General features: G+C 40.4%; 14 protein-coding genes. 4 read left to right on the plus strand and 10 right to left on the minus strand.

Annotated elements, in window-relative coordinates; genetic code table 11:
• Positions 1 to 71: 71 nt before the first annotated feature.
• Together sucD and I5349_RS09310 are read left to right on the plus strand one after the other, a co-directional pair.
• Positions 72 to 959, plus strand: a complete 888-nt coding sequence (sucD, locus tag I5349_RS09305) for a succinate--CoA ligase subunit alpha (RefSeq protein WP_226390487.1) — start codon at positions 72 to 74, stop codon at positions 957 to 959.
• 117 nt (positions 960 to 1,076) lie between these two features.
• Positions 1,077 to 2,714: an ABC-F family ATP-binding cassette domain-containing protein gene (locus I5349_RS09310; RefSeq protein WP_226390488.1), complete on the plus strand. Its 1,638-nt coding sequence runs from the start codon at positions 1,077 to 1,079 to the stop codon at positions 2,712 to 2,714.
• Between the two features lie 65 nt (positions 2,715 to 2,779).
• Here I5349_RS09310 and I5349_RS09315 read toward each other — a convergent pair whose 3' ends face one another.
• From I5349_RS09315 to I5349_RS09360, 10 genes are all read right to left on the minus strand, one after another.
• On the minus strand, positions 2,780 to 4,861 hold the full coding sequence (locus I5349_RS09315) for an acylase (protein ID WP_226390489.1): 2,082 nt from the start codon (positions 4,859 to 4,861) through the stop codon (positions 2,780 to 2,782).
• A 111-nt stretch (positions 4,862 to 4,972) separates the two neighbouring features.
• Complete coding sequence (gene rny / locus I5349_RS09320; RefSeq protein WP_226390490.1) at positions 4,973 to 6,541, minus strand: ribonuclease Y; 1,569 nt, start codon at positions 6,539 to 6,541, stop codon at positions 4,973 to 4,975.
• A gap of 68 nt (positions 6,542 to 6,609) precedes the next feature.
• On the minus strand, positions 6,610 to 6,894 hold the full coding sequence (locus I5349_RS09325; RefSeq protein ID WP_226390491.1) for a cell division protein ZapA: 285 nt from the start codon (positions 6,892 to 6,894) through the stop codon (positions 6,610 to 6,612).
• 9 nt (positions 6,895 to 6,903) lie between these two features.
• Positions 6,904 to 7,191, minus strand: coding sequence for a hypothetical protein (locus tag I5349_RS09330; RefSeq protein WP_226390492.1), 288 nt, complete (start codon positions 7,189 to 7,191; stop codon positions 6,904 to 6,906).
• Positions 7,192 to 7,200: 9 nt separating this feature from the next.
• Complete coding sequence (gene pheT / locus I5349_RS09335; protein WP_226390493.1) at positions 7,201 to 9,612, minus strand: phenylalanine--tRNA ligase subunit beta; 2,412 nt, start codon at positions 9,610 to 9,612, stop codon at positions 7,201 to 7,203.
• Between the two features lie 50 nt (positions 9,613 to 9,662).
• Positions 9,663 to 10,292 carry a DUF1684 domain-containing protein gene (locus I5349_RS09340; protein WP_226390494.1) on the minus strand — a complete coding sequence of 210 codons (630 nt, stop codon included), beginning with the start codon at positions 10,290 to 10,292 and terminating at the stop codon, positions 9,663 to 9,665.
• Between the two features lie 42 nt (positions 10,293 to 10,334).
• Positions 10,335 to 11,033, minus strand: coding sequence for a RadC family protein (gene radC / locus I5349_RS09345; protein ID WP_226390495.1), 699 nt, complete (start codon positions 11,031 to 11,033; stop codon positions 10,335 to 10,337).
• A gap of 82 nt (positions 11,034 to 11,115) precedes the next feature.
• Positions 11,116 to 11,964, minus strand: coding sequence for a DUF2490 domain-containing protein (locus I5349_RS09350; RefSeq protein ID WP_226390496.1), 849 nt, complete (start codon positions 11,962 to 11,964; stop codon positions 11,116 to 11,118).
• Positions 11,961 to 13,952 (minus strand): hypothetical protein, encoded by a 1,992-nt coding sequence (locus I5349_RS09355; RefSeq protein ID WP_226390497.1) that lies wholly within the window; start codon positions 13,950 to 13,952, stop codon positions 11,961 to 11,963. The genes I5349_RS09350 and I5349_RS09355 overlap by 4 nt, the downstream gene beginning before the upstream one ends.
• Before the next feature lie 202 nt (positions 13,953 to 14,154).
• Positions 14,155 to 15,543, minus strand: coding sequence for an arginine decarboxylase (locus I5349_RS09360; RefSeq protein WP_226390498.1), 1,389 nt, complete (start codon positions 15,541 to 15,543; stop codon positions 14,155 to 14,157).
• 67 nt (positions 15,544 to 15,610) lie between these two features.
• On the opposite strand from I5349_RS09360, the gene rocF reads away from it, so the two are divergent.
• Complete coding sequence (gene rocF, locus I5349_RS09365; protein ID WP_226390499.1) at positions 15,611 to 16,561, plus strand: arginase; 951 nt, start codon at positions 15,611 to 15,613, stop codon at positions 16,559 to 16,561.
• Positions 16,562 to 16,574: 13 nt separating this feature from the next.
• Positions 16,575 to 18,356: an arginine--tRNA ligase gene (gene argS / locus I5349_RS09370; RefSeq protein ID WP_226390500.1), complete on the plus strand. Its 1,782-nt coding sequence runs from the start codon at positions 16,575 to 16,577 to the stop codon at positions 18,354 to 18,356.

An 18,356-nucleotide genomic window follows, 5' to 3' on the forward strand; every position in this document is an offset into this window, starting at 1 on the left:
GATATTGTGATCGATGTTTTTGTATAAGAAGCATAATCTCCTATTTTTGTGCAAACTTAAAAATTCGAAACATGAGTGTTTTAGTTAATAAAAATTCAAAAGTCATCGTTCAAGGCTTCACAGGCTCTGAGGGCACTTTCCATGCACAGCAAATGATCGAGTACGGTACAAACGTAGTCGGTGGAGTGACTCCTGGGAAAGGCGGTACCAAGCACCTAGAAAGACCTGTTTTCAATACAGTACAAGACGCAGTAGAAGCTACAGGAGCAAATGTGACGATCATATTTGTACCACCAGCATTCGCTGCTGATGCGATCATGGAAGCTGCTGATGCGGGCATTCAAGTCATCATCACCATCACCGAAGGCATCCCTGTAAAAGATATGATGACTGCTAAAACTTACATCAAAGATAGAGGCGTCACACTCATCGGTCCTAACTGCCCTGGAGTAATCACTCCTGGAGAAGCTAAAGTAGGTATCATGCCTGGCTTCGTCTTCAAAACAGGTAGAATCGGTATTGTATCCAAGTCTGGTACTTTGACCTATGAGGCAGCTGACCAAATCGTCAAAGCAGGTCTTGGTGTATCTACTGCGATCGGTATCGGTGGTGACCCTATCATCGGGACACCAACAAAAGATGCCGTGGAGCTATTGATGAATGACCCTGAGACAGACGCGATTGTGATGATCGGTGAGATCGGTGGTAACTACGAAGCAGAAGCTGCTAAATGGATCAAAGCTAATGGCAATAAAAAACCTGTAGTTGGATTCATCGCTGGTAAAACAGCCCCAGCTGGTAGAAGAATGGGCCACGCTGGTGCGATCATCGGTGGTGCTGATGATACAGCCGAAGCTAAAATGCGTATCATGAGAGAAAACGGTATTCATGTAGCCGAATCTCCTGCAGAAATCGGTTCTACGATGCTAAAAGCGCTAGGCAAAACTGTTAATGCTTAAATAGCCTTAACTCATCATATAAGCTCTCCATTGATTTGGAGAGCTTTTTTTATGTTTACCCTATACTGTGGCGAGATAGATAATTCACTTATCTTTGCCCCTTCAAATAACCCTTTTATGATCTCTGTTGACAATATCACCGTCCAACATGGCGGCTCTGCATTATTTAGCAATGTTTCATTTTCCATCAATGAAACAGACAAAATAGCCCTCATGGGTAAAAACGGTGCAGGGAAATCTACCCTCCTTAAAATCATCGCTGGTGCTAGCAAAGCCACTTCAGGTGCTATCTCTGCTCCTAAAGATGCTGTCATTGCTTACTTGCCACAGCACTTGCTAACTGCGGATGATTGCTCTGTAAGAGATGAAGCCGCCAAGGCTTTTGCTTCCTATTTGAGTATGAAATCTGAGATCGATCGACTCAATGAGGAGTTGACAGTGAGAACTGATTATGACTCAGAAGACTACTACAAGATCATCGAACAGGTCTCCGAACTCAGCGAGAAGTTTTATGCTATAGAGGAGGTCAACTATGAAGCTGAAGTAGAGAAAGTTTTGCTAGGTCTAGGGTTTGAAAGGGCTGATTTGGATAGATCTACTGCTGAATTTTCTGGAGGTTGGCGCATGCGTATTGAGTTGGCCAAAATCCTGCTCCAAAAGCCCGACCTCATCTTACTCGATGAGCCTACCAACCACCTAGACATAGAATCTATTCAGTGGCTAGAAGAGTTCCTCACTGAGAAAGCCAAAGCTGTTGTAGTGATTTCTCACGATAGAGCCTTTGTAGACAACATCACTAATAGAACCATAGAAGTCACTATGGGGAGGATATATGACTACAAAGCCAAATACTCTCACTACTTAGAGCTGAGAAAAGAACGCAGAGAACAACAACAAAAGCATTATGATGAGCAACAGAAGTTCATAGCAGAGACCACTCAGTTCATCGAAAGATTCAAGGGTACTTATTCCAAGACTTTGCAAGTACAGTCCCGAGTGAAAATGCTAGAAAAGCTTGAACTAGTAGAAGTAGATGAAGTGGATACCTCTGCACTTCGATTGAGATTTCCACCAGCTCCTAGGTCTGGAAAATATCCTGTGAAAGTAGAAGGACTCTCCAAGTCTTATGGTGATCATATCGTTTTCAAAAATGCCGATATGACCATAGAACTAGGGCAAAAAGTGGCCTTTGTCGGTAAAAATGGAGAAGGTAAATCTACGATGATCAAAGCCATCATGGGTGAGATCGACTTTGAGGGGAACTGTGAAGTAGGTCACAATGTCAAAATAGGCTATTTTGCTCAAAATCAAGCTTCGCTTCTTGATGAAAGTTTGACCATATTCGAAACCATAGATCAAATCGCAGTCGGTGAAATCCGCTCTAAGATAAAAGATCTGCTTGGAGCATTTATGTTCAAAGGAGATGACATCAATAAAAAAGTAAAAGTACTCTCTGGAGGAGAGAAGACCAGATTGGCAATGATCAAACTCTTATTGGAGCCAGTTAACCTATTGATCCTTGATGAACCTACCAATCACTTGGATATGAAAACTAAGGACATCATCAAAGATGCACTCAAGGATTTTGATGGCACATTGATACTGGTTTCCCACGACAGAGATTTTCTAGATGGTCTTGCCGAGAAGGTGTTTGAGTTTGGTAATAAGCGCGTCAAAGAACATTTTGAAGATATTAATGGCTTCTTGAGAAATAAGAAATTGGAAAACCTAAGAGAAGTAGAAAGAAAAGCATAAACTCTCTTATCAAAAAGCTCCTGATAATTACTCATTATCAGGAGCTTTTTGGTTTAATGACTCCACTACTTTCTAGGCTCATACACACGCTTGGCATATTTTAAGACAGAGTCTTTATCAAGCGTCATAGGTTTGAGCTTCTGCTGTACAAAAAGCTCCATTTGATCAGCATAGTGGGGACTATTTGGTTGATTGGAGGCACCATAAGCATTGATAGTCTCTATGACAGGCAATCCTGCTCCAAAACGCACCATCATGATGTATGACTCCCCTTGCACACCTTTTCGCATTCCTGCTTGGTGAGGTTCAGACCTCATCGCTGACAAGACATCTTCTAATCCAAAAAGTGGGAGCTCTTTCTTTCCTCTGACTAATTTCTGATAGGTACCTAGATCGACCAATTCATTATCAAAATAAATTTCAAAATGTCTCTTAGCAGAAGTCAGCGCCTGTATAGCTTGTTCTTCTTTGAGTTTAGCATCTTGGATTTCTAGACTATCTCGCTGAAAATAGTACACATAAGCAAAAAGTGCCGCTCCTTTACTATCTGTACTTGCATTTTTATCCCAATGCTTCAAAGTTTCTATTTGCTGAGATATATCAGGATATTTGCTTACCTCTAGTTCAAAAAGTGTCTGTACATCCACCTTGAATGCTAAGGAATCTGGTAATTGCTTATCAAACTTGATCTTTTTAAAATCTTCATAAGAAAGCCTAGTCGTATCAGACATCCACTCTCTAAATCTCAAAGAGCGATTGTTATCACTTAGTAAATAATCCATCGACTTAGGATAGTCTGTGGGATGGAGATTATCTGCTAAACCACTGGCTTTAAACGGAGAGTGATTCGTGTTGTACAAATATCCTGATAGAGGATTGAGCTGCTGAGGAAGTGTGTCAAATGGATAATAACTATCCCAGAGTTTATCCTTTTTGTCACCTAACAAAACGCCTGTGTAATCATAAGCTTCATTCCTGATAGGCAGCAGCGCATTGCTCACAAAATATATCGTATCATATTTGTCCGCATAGACAGTATTGAATCCCGTCAGCGCCATCATGTCCATGGCCTTTTTGAATTCGGTATAACTCTTAGCCTTATTCATATGATACCACTGCTCTGGTGCTCTGATCTCCTCTAAAGCACCTGTTTTGATACTGTAAGCCCCTTGACTATTGATCAGTGTAGGGCCATAGATACTCTTCCACACCTTCTTAGGTACTGGAACTGTGATCATATCCCAGAGCTTTACCTTTAGCCAAACACGCCTCTCTTCAAGCGCAAGCCATTCACCATCTACTTCATAGAATAGGTCCTTTTCAGGATGCATTTTCAATTGAAATACATCTAGCTTATCTGGACGATTGACGGTATGCGCCCAACCCAAGTGTTCATTTACGCCATGAAAAATAGTCATTCCACCAGGAAAAAGTCCTCCAATAATGTTCCAACCTTCTTCAGATTGTAAATGTGCTTCATACCAAGCGACAGGTCCTTCTAGTGGCTGATGGGAGTTGATCGCTAAGAATGCTTCTCTAGTATCAGTCCTTGTTGGATGAATGGCGATAGCATTTGAGCCTTGATTGGGAGTCTGTTCTATCGCTTGGTCAATGGTCTCCTCTACGATAGCTTTTACAGCTTTGTCAGCCCCAGACATCTGAGCTAGTGACAAGATATAAGCACTCGTGATATCTTGTGTGCTGACTGGAAAAGCATCTCGCAACAATACCCTCTCAGGATAAGCCAAAGCAAAATCATTCATCCCTGCGGCATAGGCTTTCATCATACTACGAAACTGAGGACTAAAGTCATCAAATTTAGCAGCTGCTATCTCCCTAGTTTCTAATAAGTGAACAAAGAAATCAATGGCAGCACCTTCCTCACCAAAAGCTCTCCCCACCATGCCCTTACCAGCCAAAAGAGTTTTCTGAATAGTCTCAAAATCATCCTCTGCATGTGCCCAAGCCAAACCGTAAACAACCTCCACATCAGTCGGTGCAAAAATATGTGGGACACCAAAGTCATCTCTGACGATTTGAATCTCTGATGTATCAAAACCAGATGGTGCATATGTGTCAGCTGAACAAGCCACTAGCCATAAAAAAGCACCCATGCAGGCCGTATATTTTGATAGTTTCAAAATCATGTCGATTGGTGTTTAAATACTTCACTTTTACAGAGTCAAAAGATAAGCTTAAGCATCGCTCATAAAAAAAACCGCTCCATGACTGAAGCGGTTAGTATTTTTTATAAAAGATTACTTAGCATAATTGACTGCTCTCATCTCTCTGATCACTGTGATCTTGATCTGTCCAGGATACTGCATTTCTTTTTCGATCTTCTGAGAGATGTCGAAGGACAACTGACCAGCGCGCTCATCTGTTACATTTTCAGCATCTACCATGACTCTGAGCTCTCTCCCTGCTTGCATCGCATAGCACTTATTTACTCCATCAAAGCTCAAAGCCATATTTTCGAGTTCATGCAAACGCTTGATATAGCTATCCATGATCTCTCTACGTGCACCTGGCCTAGAGCCTGATACCGCATCGCAAGCTTGTACGATGGGTGAAATCATAGAAGTCATCTCCACTTCATCGTGGTGAGCACCGATGGCATTGCACACTTCAGGATGCTCTTTGTATTTCTTGGCCAGCTCCATACCCAATACTGCGTGTGGCAGTTCAGCTTCTTCTGGATATACTTTACCGATATCATGAAGTAGACCTGCGCGCTTAGCCAGTTTAGCATTGAGCCCAAGCTCAGCTGCCATCGTAGCACATAGCTTGGCTACTTCTCTTGAGTGTTGCAGCAAGTTCTGCCCATAGGAAGATCTAAATCTCATACGACCAACCAATCTGATCAACTCAGGATGCAAGCCATGAATACCCAAATCAATAGCAGTACGCTCCCCGATTTCGATGATTTCTTCCTCTATATTTTTTTCAGTCTTCGCTACTATCTCCTCGATTCTAGCTGGATGGATACGTCCATCCTGCACCAGTCTATGAAGAGATAGTCTAGCGATCTCTCTCCGTACAGGATCAAAACCTGAAATAATGATCGCCTCTGGCGTATCATCTACTACGATCTCTACACCTGTAGCAGCTTCTAATGCACGGATATTTCTTCCTTCTCTACCGATGATTTTCCCTTTGATATCATCACTTTCGATATTGAATACCGACACGCAGTTTTCAATTGCATGCTCTGTAGCTGTACGCTGAATAGTATCCAAGACTACTTTCTTGGCCTGCTTAGTAGCGGTGAGCTTAGCTTCATCTAGGATGTCTTTGATATGAGAAGAGGCTTTAGTTTGTGCCTCATCTTTGAGGGTTTCTACTAACTGATCCCTTGCTTCATCAGCTGTCAAATTGGAGATTTTCTCTAACTCAGCGATTTTGAGTTTCGTGACTTTATCTAACTCATCCTTCTTGACTTGTAGCGAGTGTAGTTGAGCCGAAAGATTTTCTTTCATACTCTCTAGCTCCGCCTCTTGTCTCTTCACTTGCTCCATCTGCTTAGAGATCACTTGTTCTCTTTGCTTGAGCTTATTTTCATTAGTGATGATGATGTTCTTTTTCTTATTGAGCTCTTCTTCGTATTCCGTTTTGAGTTTGAAATACTTCTCTTTAGCTTCTAAAATGCGGTCTTTCTTGATGCTTTCAGCATTGATTTCCGCCTCTTTCAAGATCATCTTAGCCTTCTCTCTGGCCTCTCTTTCAGATTTTTTATTGAATTTCTTGAGCAAAATACGCCCTACGAATACTCCCAGTCCACCTGCAATAACTGCCGTGATGATGACCACTAAAATATATTGTTCCATTTGTGCTTATAATTTGATAAACACCGGAGGAAATATGGCCTGCCTCTAAAAATAAGAAGGATATTACATTAAACTTGGGTAGCTATCAATTGACTCAATGCCTGTATTCTATCAGCGATGTAGTCCTGATCTTGGTTCGTATTTTCCCTTGCCTCTAGTACCGCCACTGTGCTATCGAAAGCGACCATGGCTAAAAGGTCTTGCTTATCATCCAACCCAAACTGCTCCCTATAATTTTTCAATTTCTCATTGATCAGCTTTCCGGCTTGGCGTATCCTCGCCTCTTCCTCGGCCTTCACCTTCATGGGATACTCTCTATCGCCTATTTTGATCCTAATTGAAAGCTGCTCCATAATGAGTTCCTACTCAGATAAGTAGGCTATTATATGATCGATTTCTTTAATGTATTGATTAATCCTTTTCTTAAGTTCAGCCGCTTCTATATTTTCAACCGGCATACTTTTTACAAGTTTAGTTATTTTTATTTGATTTTGAAAGTCATTCAAGAGCTGGTCTTTTTTATTATTTTCTGCCTTCAAAACAGCATTTTCTTGCTGAAGCTGAGCACAGGTAGCACGCAAAGTCTGATACTCCCCTAGGAGATGCTTGACTTTGGCTTCTAATATGTCGAGCTGTGCTGATGAAGACATGGCTTTCTATTACTTTCTGATATTAGCTCCTATTTCCTTTTCAAAGACTTGCATCAATCTGCTCATTGTCTTATCTATAACTTTATCCGTTAGGGTTTTTTCATTGTCTTGAAGGATAAAACTCAATGCATAGGCCTTCTTACCTGCATCGATTTTGTCTCCTTGATACATATCAAAAACATTGATCTGCTTCACGAGCGCACTACTCTCTCGCTCAGCGATCTCTCTAATTTGAGCAAAAGATACACTTTTATCAATTACCAATGATAAATCTCTTCGAACTTCCGGAAATTTAGAGATTTCTCTAAACTGCTCTATTCCTTGTGCATGCTTCGTGATCGCCTGCCAGTTGATATCTGCGTAAAAGACTTCTTGCTTGATCTCAGCCTTCCTCAAAAGCTGCTTATTCAATAGTCCATAAGTAGCCATTACTTCTCCATTGAGCTTTAGGACTGCTGCATACTCATACACTTCATTATGTAGAATGTCTATATCCTTTGTCTTTACATTAAACTTGTCTAAAATCAGCTGAACAGTCTTGTAAAGATCATGAAAGGCTACTTTTGCTGAAGGCTGATACCAACTCTCAGCTGTTAAGTCACCCGTTAGCCAAATTCCAAGTCTTTTAGATTCCTGATAGCCTTTACTTGACTTCTTATAAGTAGTCCCAAACTCAAATAACTTAAGATCAGTCTGCCTTCTATTGATATTATGCGCTAAAACTTCCAATCCTGAGAAAAGAAGGCTTTGACGCATCACTCCTAAATCCTCACTGAGCTTGTTTAATATTTCGACATCTTGTGAAGGATCCAAAGACTTCTCTAGTGTACTGTAAGCTGGCTTAGTCAGGGAGTTTGTGATGATCTCAAAATAACCATTGGCCACCAAAGTCTCTGTCAGTCTAAACTGCTGCTTATTCAGGTCTTTTTCAGGAAACTCTGCTAAATAATCTGCACTATAATGCTCCTTGAGTGCTACATTTTCAAAGCCATAAATCCTCAATATCTCCTCTACGATATCTGCAGGACGCTGCACATCTACTCTATAAGGATGTACTTCTACCGTAAAGCCCAAATCATCCTCATTCGTGATCTCGATGTCCAATCTTTCCAAAATCTGTTTGATCTCACTGGCAGCTAATTCCTTTCCGATAAGTTTTGCTACATAAGCATATGTGACGTGAATCTCAGTTTTAGAGATTGGATTAGGATAGATATCCACTATCTCAGAAGAAATCTCTCCGCCAGCCAGTTCTTGGATGAGGAGAGCTGCTTTTTTGAGTGCATAGATCACCATATCTGGATCTGTCCCTCGCTCAAATCTGAAAGAGGCATCTGTTTTTAATCCATGATGTTGAGCACCTTTTCTGATGATATCTGGAGAAAAATAAGCACTTTCTAAAAAGATGTCTTGTGTCTGATCATTCACGCCAGAGCCTTTTCCCCCAAAAATTCCAGCCATGCATAATCCGCCATTGGCATCACAGATCATGAGCTCCTCACCAAATAGTTGACGTTCTTTGTCATCTAGTGTGGTGAATTTAGTGCCCTTGGCTAACTTTTTGACTTGAATGTGAGACCCAGCTATTTTGGTCGCATCAAAGGCATGCAGTGGCTGACCCAGCTCATGCAGTATATAATTGGTCACATCTACCACATTATTAATAGGATCTAATCCAATAGATTTCAATCTATGCTGAAGCCATTCTGGTGAAGCACCTACTTTGACTCCTGAGATCGTAACCCCAGCATATCTAGGACAATCAGCCGCATTGTCTACAGTGACTTTGATAGGCTTTTTTTGATTATTGACCTTGAACTCCGCTACTGATGGAATGCAGATCGGTCGGCCCGTTACGGCCTTGATATCTCTCGCTACTCCTAAGTGTGAAGCAGCATCTGCTCGATTAGGTGTCAAGCCTATCTCTAGTACAACATCGTCTTTTATCTCAAAATAATCTGCAGCAGGCGTACCATTTGGCAAATCAGTGTCTAATACCATGATGCCATCATGACTAGTTCCTAAGCCTATCTCATCTTCAGCACAGATCATTCCTTCTGACACCTCTCCTCTGATTTTAGCTTTTTTGATCTGAAAAGACTCTCCATCAGCGGGATATAAAGTAGCTCCTACCGTTGCTACAACTACTTTTTGACCTGCTGCTACATTGGCTGCTCCACAGACTATAGGCACTATTTGACCACCTATATCGACTGTTGTTTTATTCAATCTATCAGCATCAGGGTGTTTTTCACAAGTCAAAACCTCTCCGATCACCAGACCAGCTAGGCCTCCAGGTATAGTCTCGTACTTTTCCACTCCTTCTACTTCCAAGCCCGTGTTAGTCAGGAGCTGAGCGAGTTGATCAGGTTGCTCTTTTATATCGATGAAGGTCTTTAACCAATCTATAGAAATCTTCATTTGTTCATTATTTAAGGCGCAAATTTAGGGATAAAAATCAAAGAGTACCGCTATTCAAACTTTTTCTCCCCAGCCTCTATAGCGACAGTGAGTAGGTTCTCTTTGGGAGGAAGCGGACATGCAAAATCAGCGTTGTAAGCACAGTAAGGATTGTAAGCCAGATTAAAGTCAAGCGTAGCTGACCTTTCGGTATCAAGCGTCACATCTAAGTATCTGCCTCCACCATAGGTCTCGCGAGCACTGGTCTCATCAGCAAAAGCCAAAAAGAGTTTACCTGGGATTTTTTCTTCAAAGTCCTGAAGCAGCAATAGCTCGTGTGTCCGACCACCTAACTCAAACTGAGCAATGGCATATTTGATATACTTAGCTTGACTACCATCGGTCATGGGCAGTTCCAGCAGTTTTTGATTTTGCACTGGTGTGAGTCTTGCCTTGACTTTATATCGGGTATTGATCGGATAATAGCTTAGTGGCTTAAACTCCGCTTTAGCATCCTCCACGTTGAATGGTGACTCACTATTAAATCTCAGAAACTTCTCTTGTCGCTGACGCTCGCTCATCACTCTCGACTCATAGTCATCTATCGACTCCCCACCTTGAAATGAGTAATACAAGATCACTATAGATACCACTCCAAATAGAAAGTATATCAGCGTTTTTTGCTTATTCTGCTTAGCCATTTATTCAATATTTCTCATCTAAAATTGAAAGAAAGTCATCCATTAGAGCATGCCTTCATCCGCAAAGCTAAAATAGCCATTATCTGCGAATATGAGATGATCCAAAACAGGTATTTCTAGAGATTTACCCGCTGAGACAAGCTTCTTAGTGAGATTGATATCGGCAGTACTAGGCTTGAGTTGCCCAGAAGGGTGATTGTGTACTAAAATAATTGAGCTGGCATTATGTTCTAAGGCGGATCTGAAGATCACTTTAGGATCTGCTACGGTGCCTGTCACTCCTCCTGAGCTGATCATGATTTTTCGCAGCACTTCATTTTTTCTATTTAGCATGATGGTATAAAAAAACTCCACTGGCTGATCCAAGAGCTCAGGCTTCATCAGATTATATACTATATTGGAGGAGGTGATTATTGGTCGCTCTTTGGACTGCATGTCCTTTTTTCGTCTGCCCAGCTCCAATGCGCTGACGATACTAATAGCCTTAGCTTCTCCGATTCCTTTAAACCTTTGCAGGTCCTTCACACTCTGTCGAGCGAGCAAATTGAGATCATAATCATTGGCTTGCAGGATCAGCTTGGCTACGTCTACAGCACTCATCGAGGTAGTCCCAGAGCCTATGAGTATAGCGATCAGTTCAGCATCAGATAGTGCTGCTTTGCCTTTGAGCAGGAGTTTTTCTCTAGGCCTATCTTCCTCAGCCCAGCTCAGGATTCGAGAAGGATGTCTTTGATCTTCCATAAGATAAAAAATTAATGGAAGATTAATATACAGAATATCAATGTATAAAAAAAGCCCTCCATGTGGAGAGCTTAAGTTGATATTATAGTACCCCTGGTCTGATTTCTATATTGTCTTTCTTTCGCTTACGGTTAGTAAAATCTAAATTATGATATATACTGAACCGAAGCATACTTCTACTCTTATATTCAAAACCACTGTTTTGGGGCTGCCAAGTCCATTGAAAACCGGTTTGGAGCTGAATATTTTCATTAACTATATAACCAAGACCAGAAAACAGTCGAATGTCTTCAAGATAGTTTGAAATGATCGGTTTTCCTGCTTGAATAAATACTTCTGCATACCCAGCATAAAAGAGGGTATTATTTTCAAGTCTCGTAGAGTTTAACGGAATGTAAGAAAGTATTTTATACCTAAATCTATGCGTCAGCTCCCAATCAGAATTTACTTCGTAGTCTCTTCTCCACCTTTGCTCAGTTCTGAATTGGTGATAAAGCTTTGCTACTCCTACAGGCTGAACGAATAGAAACTGTTGCCAAAATCTAAATTGAGGAACAATATTGTCATAAGTGCTAGGGTCTGCATCGCCAAAGTCAGCGCCTGGAGCCCAGTAAAATGGCGTCACGATACCACCAGTAATTTCCAAGTTTGGATTTACTATATACGATAGTCCAAACCTCAAATAAATCTGAGCCATCTCTCTGATGAGTCTATCTCTTGTCCTCAAGTGATACTCCCCATAATAGTAAAGTCGCTCTCCTATTTTGTATTTGGTATAAAGTCCCAACCAAAATCCAGACTCCTGCTCTACTATCCTCCTTTGTGCTGGGGTCGGTTCAGGTAAGGTTTCTTGAGCACGAACTGTTTGTATAGTCGATATGATAGCTAGTAACAATATCCCTGCTACTAGCTTTAAATTTATTGATTTCATAGGTCTAAAAGCCTTTCATATTGCGCGATATCCTCTGTTCTAGAAATCCTTCTTTCTAGCTTTCTTGTGTCCTCGTCTCGCAGTTCCTTCATGCGCTTATGCAATTTGTATATTTTGTTGAGCTGCTCACTTATGAGTGTGTAGTCTCCTTGAGTTCTCAGCTGATTCATGTATTCACTAAATAGTCGCTCTCCAGCCCTGTAAAGCCTAGGTTTTGTTCTTTTTTCTACTGTCTGATAAATAAATGGGTCAAAAGACTCCTCCATGTAATAAGTATCTAAATCAGCCTGATTTTTATAAATCACTAAAAATGGTGCATGAAGTTCTTCCATTTCCTCTAAAAACTCCATCATGAGTTCAAGCCTATTAAATCTGTCCTCGTACTTTTCAGCTTGGGCATAAGAGGCATTCAAGCTATCATAGTAATCCTCCAAAAATCTTTGATGCATGTCTTTAACCAATCGCTCAGTCTCTACATCTTCATATTCAAACTCTAAATAGAGTGTGTCTAATGTCTCTTTTTTATTCAGCAGTTCAGTTTCTAATTTTTGAAGAGACTCATCTTTCTCAATTTTCTCAAGTTCTAGGCTAACTTGCTTGATCACTTGGTCTACCACTTTATTCTCTTCTTTAAGATAAGAATTGATGGCATTGAGGAGTTCAGTCTCACTTTCGATCACTTGTCTGAATTCAAGTACTTTTTCCCTGTCCTCTCCTTGAAATCTATAGCGAATCGTATCATAAGCTGCTAGATAGTCCAAGCCATTTCTAGTGTAGATTGATTGGTCTACATACTTGATCCTGTCAGTAGTGATGATATCGATGATGTTGTCAAAAGCATCTAGCTTCTGATCCATGGTCTTGAAAAATGCCGCTGCAAACGCCAATGAGTCACTACGCTGTCTATTGATGTTAAGCGCATTGTAGTTGACATATTTATCAACTTTATCACTTAATGATTTATAGATCTTACCAGCTTCCTCTCCGATTTTCTTATCATCAGCCGCTACAGGATACTCAAATCTTTTGGTCTTAATTGGGAAGTTTTTAAAAGTGCCATTTTCTGAAAAATAAGACTCATCAAACTGCAACAATTGCTGTAAGATACGCTCTATAAAAGCATTACCCGAAAGCTGAAATTGAAACTCATCATCTCTTCTCCTGTAGCCATCATTGAACCTTAGATTAAACTCCCTGTCAGATATGATAAAACCATCATTCTTTTTGTCTGCTATAAGCTTTAACTTTCTTTTGCTCTCCACATAATCAACTCTCTGAGTAGTCGAGTCCTTTAGGTTAGTTTTACTCAACTCTAAGAGGATTCCATCTTGATAGAGTCTATTCTCTTGATAAAGAATGGAGTCTTCCATGTAACTCAGTCTCCATGTAGAATCCATGAATCCAGCGCTATTGGTGTAGCCTTCTATAGAGTAATTATTGACACCATCGAATCTCACTATACTGATGCGTCCGATGACATCTCCATTTTTGAAACTAAGTTTTTCTGCTGCAAACTTCGGCTCCAACTCTCCTTGCTGATAGACTTTAGCATCATATGACCAATCTCCACTAGGGACTTCTTCTTTGTAAGCAGCCTTCAGAGATCTGACAATACTTTGCAGATCCACATCCACCTTAAAGTCTATGACATCATTGACCTTGACAGTATGCTCTTCAGAGATGTAAGACCAGTCTCCAGTCTTTTTACCGTTTTTGTAAGTACCTCTCACTTCAAACTTGTTGAAGATATTCTGATCTAATGAGTCAGCTTTTTTACTTTTAAAGATGAAATCTCCATCCAAAATACGGTCTCCATTTTTGGCTTCTATGTATTGAAAGGTAGCTGTTCCTTCTCTCCCATCTTTCCATTGATAAGGACCAGAAAAGGTCTTCTTGCTCTGTGAAAAAGCAGGATTTAAACCTGATACAAAGTGGATTAAAACCAAACTAACTAATATACTCCTGAATCTGTAAGTAGAATTTTTCATATCCATCGAGGTTAGATGCGCAATAATTGTTCAAAAAGACGTATTCCTGTCTATATATTCAATAGAATATTGCAAATATACTAAAAAGCTAAAGCCTCAACAGCTCATAAATGTTTATGACCGCTCATACCAAAAAGAAAACTCCACAAGTTGAAGAGTTTTCCCTCAACCTGTGGAGTCCTTTATTCCTCAATGTGGGTAACTAGTACCCAAGTGTCTTCAGCATAGAATCTGACGTCTGCTCTGGTGCAAAGAGCCAATGTTTGATCGTACCATCTGCTTCTCGATCAATGATCACATGCTTAGGTGCAGGGATCAAGCAGTGCTGTATCCCACCATAGCCTCCGAGCGATTCTTGATAAGCTCCTGTATGAAAAAATCCAATGTACTGCTTTTGTTTCTCTTCTATTTTAGGCAAAAAGACCTCATAGTTATGAGCTTCTGAGTTGTAATAGTCCATACTGTCACAAGTCAGTCCACCCAAACTTATCTTGTGGTATTCGTTTTCCCAGTTATTCACTGCGAGCATGATATACTTTTGGTTAAGACCCCATACGTCAGGCAAGTTGGTGATGAATGAACCATCTATCATATACCAGAGCTCTTTGTCATTTTGAAGCTTCTCATCCAAGATTGAGTAGATGATCGCACCGCTTTCTCCTACTGTATAAGAACCAAACTCAGTGATGATATCTGGTGTATCCGTATGATTTTTATCGCAGATCCACTTGATGTTCTTGATGATTTCCTCCGCCATGTAGTCATAGTCGTAGTCAAAAAACATATTGGTCTTGATCGGAAATCCACCACCAATATCCATCGTGTCTAGCGTAGGACAAACCTTCTTCAACTCACAGTACTTAGAGATGAATCTACTCAACTCACTCCAGTAGTATCCCGTATCTTTGATGCCTGAGTTGATAAAGAAGTGAAGCATCTTAAGCGTCACATTTGGATTATTCTTGATCTTCTCTTCATAGAGAGGCAAGATATCATTGTATCTCACTCCTAGTCTAGAAGTATAAAACCCAAACTTTGGCTCCTCATCTGCTGCTATTCTGATACCTACCTGAAAGGGCACTTTGACATTTTCAAGGTAGTAATCTAGTTCATTGAGATTGTCTAAAACTGGTGTACAATTGACAAAACCATCATTGAGCAACTCAGTGATGTATTGCTTATAAAGCTCTCTTTTGAAACCGTTACAAACAATCTTAGTCTCTTTAGTGATCAGTCCTCTTGCTTCAAGATTTCTAATAATGGGAATGTCATAAGAAGAAGAAGTCTCTATATGTATATCGTTTTGAAGTGCCTTTTCCATCACAAAAGAAAAATGTGAAGACTTGGTGCAGTAGCAGTACGTGTATGAACCTTCATACTTATGCTTCTTCATTGCATTGTTAAAAATGCGTTTGGCGTTTTGTATATTCTCACTAATCTTAGGCAAGTAAGTGAGCTTCAAAGGCGTACCATAAGTCTGGATAATATCCATCAAATTGACGTCATTGAAGTGCAACTCATTGTTTACTAATTTGAATTCTTTAGTAGGAAAATCGAAAGTTTGATTAATTAGATCGATGTATCTATTCATTCTTTGCCTAAGTTGTTTATTTGTGTTTTTAATGCGAAAATTGCATAAATAATTCATTAACCCAAATATGAGAGATATAAAGTTAGTAGAAGTAAGGTCTGAAATCGCTGCAGGGACACGTGGAGCCAGTCTAGGAGTGGATGCGCTCAAGATCGCAAGTTTGGATAAGAAATCGAATTATTTTACGCGCTTTGACCCAATCAGTGTCAAAGATGAAAACAATCGCTTGTTTCAAGGAATCAAAAATCCTACAGCAAAATATATAGATGGAGTATATGAAATGGTGAATCGCGTAGCTGAGACAGTCAAGTCTCTTCGCGCTGAGCGATTGTTTCCTATAGTATTGGCTGGCGATCACTCTACCGCTGCTGGTACCATCATCGGTATCAAAGCGGCTCATCCTAATAAGAAACTTGGTGTCATCTGGATAGATGCTCATGCTGATTTGCATACGCCCTATACTACACCTTCTGGCAATATGCACGGCATGCCTTTAGCCATGTGCATTGCTACAGACAACCTTGACTGCCAAGTGAACAAGCCAAATGATGATACAGTAGCTTACTGGAATAAAATCAAAAATATCGGTATAGAAGGCCCTAAAATAGATCCAAAAGACATTGTCTTCATCTCCGTAAGAGATACTGAAACTCCTGAAGATCATCTGATTAAAAAATATGGTATCCGCAACTTTCCTACACAGGAAGTGCGTGAGAAAGGTATCCAACAGATTTCCAAAGAAGCATTAGAAGTGCTTAAAGACTGCGATCAAATCTATATCTCATTTGATGTAGACAGTCTAGACACGGAGATCTCCGTAGGGACGGGTACACCAGTGCCAGGTGGACTCACTGTAGAAGAAGCCATTTCGCTCAATACCGAACTCATCAAAGACAAGCGCGTCTGCTGCTGGGAGATCGTAGAGGTCAATCCAACACTAGATACAGAAAATACCATGGCCGAAAATGCATTTGATGTATTAGAAGCTACGACAGCCTCATTGATTGCTAATTTTTAAGAAACCAAAATAGATGAATATACAAGAATCGTTACAAATCAGCATACAAGAAGCTCTTCAAGCACTATACAGTGTATCGCTTCCTCTAGAAGAGATCGCACTTCAATCTACCAAAAAAGAGTTTGAAGGAAGCTTCACATTTGTAACTTTCTCGCTGGCCAAAATTTCCAAGAAAAACCCTGAACTCACAGCCCAAGAGATCGGTGAATACCTTGTAAAAAATAATGAACTTATAGAAGGCTTTAATGTAGTCAAAGGCTTTCTCAACTTAGTCATCAAGGGACAAGCTTGGCTAGCGTTATTCAATGAAATCTATGCAAATGATCAGTTTGGTACCTATAAGTCCAATGGCCAAAAAGTCATCGTAGAGTACTCCTCTCCAAATACTAACAAGCCACTCCACTTAGGACATTTGAGAAATAATTTCCTAGGGTACGCTGTGGCACAAATCCTAAAGGCTAATGGCTATCATGTAGATATGGTCAACCTAGTCAATGATCGCGGTATTCATATCTGTAAATCAATGGTAGCTTACCTAAAAATGGGAAATGGAGAAACGCCCGAACAAGCTGGTATCAAAGGAGATCATTTGGCAGGCAAATATTACGTGCTTTTTGATAAAGCTTATAAAGAAGAAATCGCACAACTCATGGCTTCTGGTAAAACAGAAGAAGAAGCTAAAAAACAAGCTCCTCTCATCTTAGAGGCACAGGAAATGCTACTCAAGTGGGAAGCAAATGATCCTGCTACGGTAGACCTATGGAAAAAGATGAATGGATGGGTCTATGAGGGCTTCGATGCTACTTATAAAAGTATGGGCGTTAGCTTTGATAAGTTCTACTATGAATCTGACACCTATTTATTAGGTAAAGATATCGTAGAAGAAGGGCTCTCAAAAGGAGTATTTTTCAAAAAAGAAAACAACTCTGTCTGGGCTGATCTCAGTGCGGAAGGTTTAGATGAGAAACTTGTCTTAAGAGGGGATGGTACCTCCGTTTACATCACACAAGACTTAGGAACAGCAGATCTGAAATACTCTGATTTTGGTTTTGATAAGTCTGTCTATGTAGTCGGCAACGAGCAAGACTATCACTTTGATGTGCTTTTTAAGATCCTCAAAAAACTGGGCAGACCCTATGCAGATGGACTATATCACCTCTCTTATGGTATGGTAGATCTACCAAGTGGTAAAATGAAGTCAAGAGAGGGTACGGTAGTAGATGCAGATGACCTAATCCAAGAGATGATCGATACAGCTGCTAAGCAGACCGAGGAACTTGGAAAGATCGAAGGCTTCACTCCTGAGCAGGCAGCTGAGCTTTACAGAACTTTAGGACTAGGTGCACTGAAATACTTCTTGCTCAAAGTAGATCCTAAAAAGCGCATGCTATTCAATCCTCAAGAGTCTATCGAGTTTCAGGGAAATACTGGTCCTTTTATCCAATACACTCATGCCAGGATCTCTGCTATATTGAGAAAGGCACAGCAAATAGGCGCTGCTGGAGATTTCAGTCAGTTGGGAAATATCAACCCTGTCGAACAGGAAGTGATCGCTATGCTCAGTCTTTATCCAGCTAAAATCAAAGAAGCTGCTGAAGCTTATGCCCCATCGATCATCGCCAATTACGTATATGATCTAGCCAAAGAATATAACCGCTTCTATGCTGAAGTGGCGATCTTCAATGAGCAAGATAGTCAGGCACTTGCCTTTAGAATTGCACTTTCTCAAAAGGTGGCACAAACAATTCAAAAAGGAATGCGTTTACTCGGTATCAATTCACCTGAAAGAATGTAA

This window comes from Penaeicola halotolerans, from assembly GCF_016464625.1.
GTDB lineage: Bacteria > Bacteroidota > Bacteroidia > Cytophagales > Cyclobacteriaceae > Penaeicola > Penaeicola halotolerans.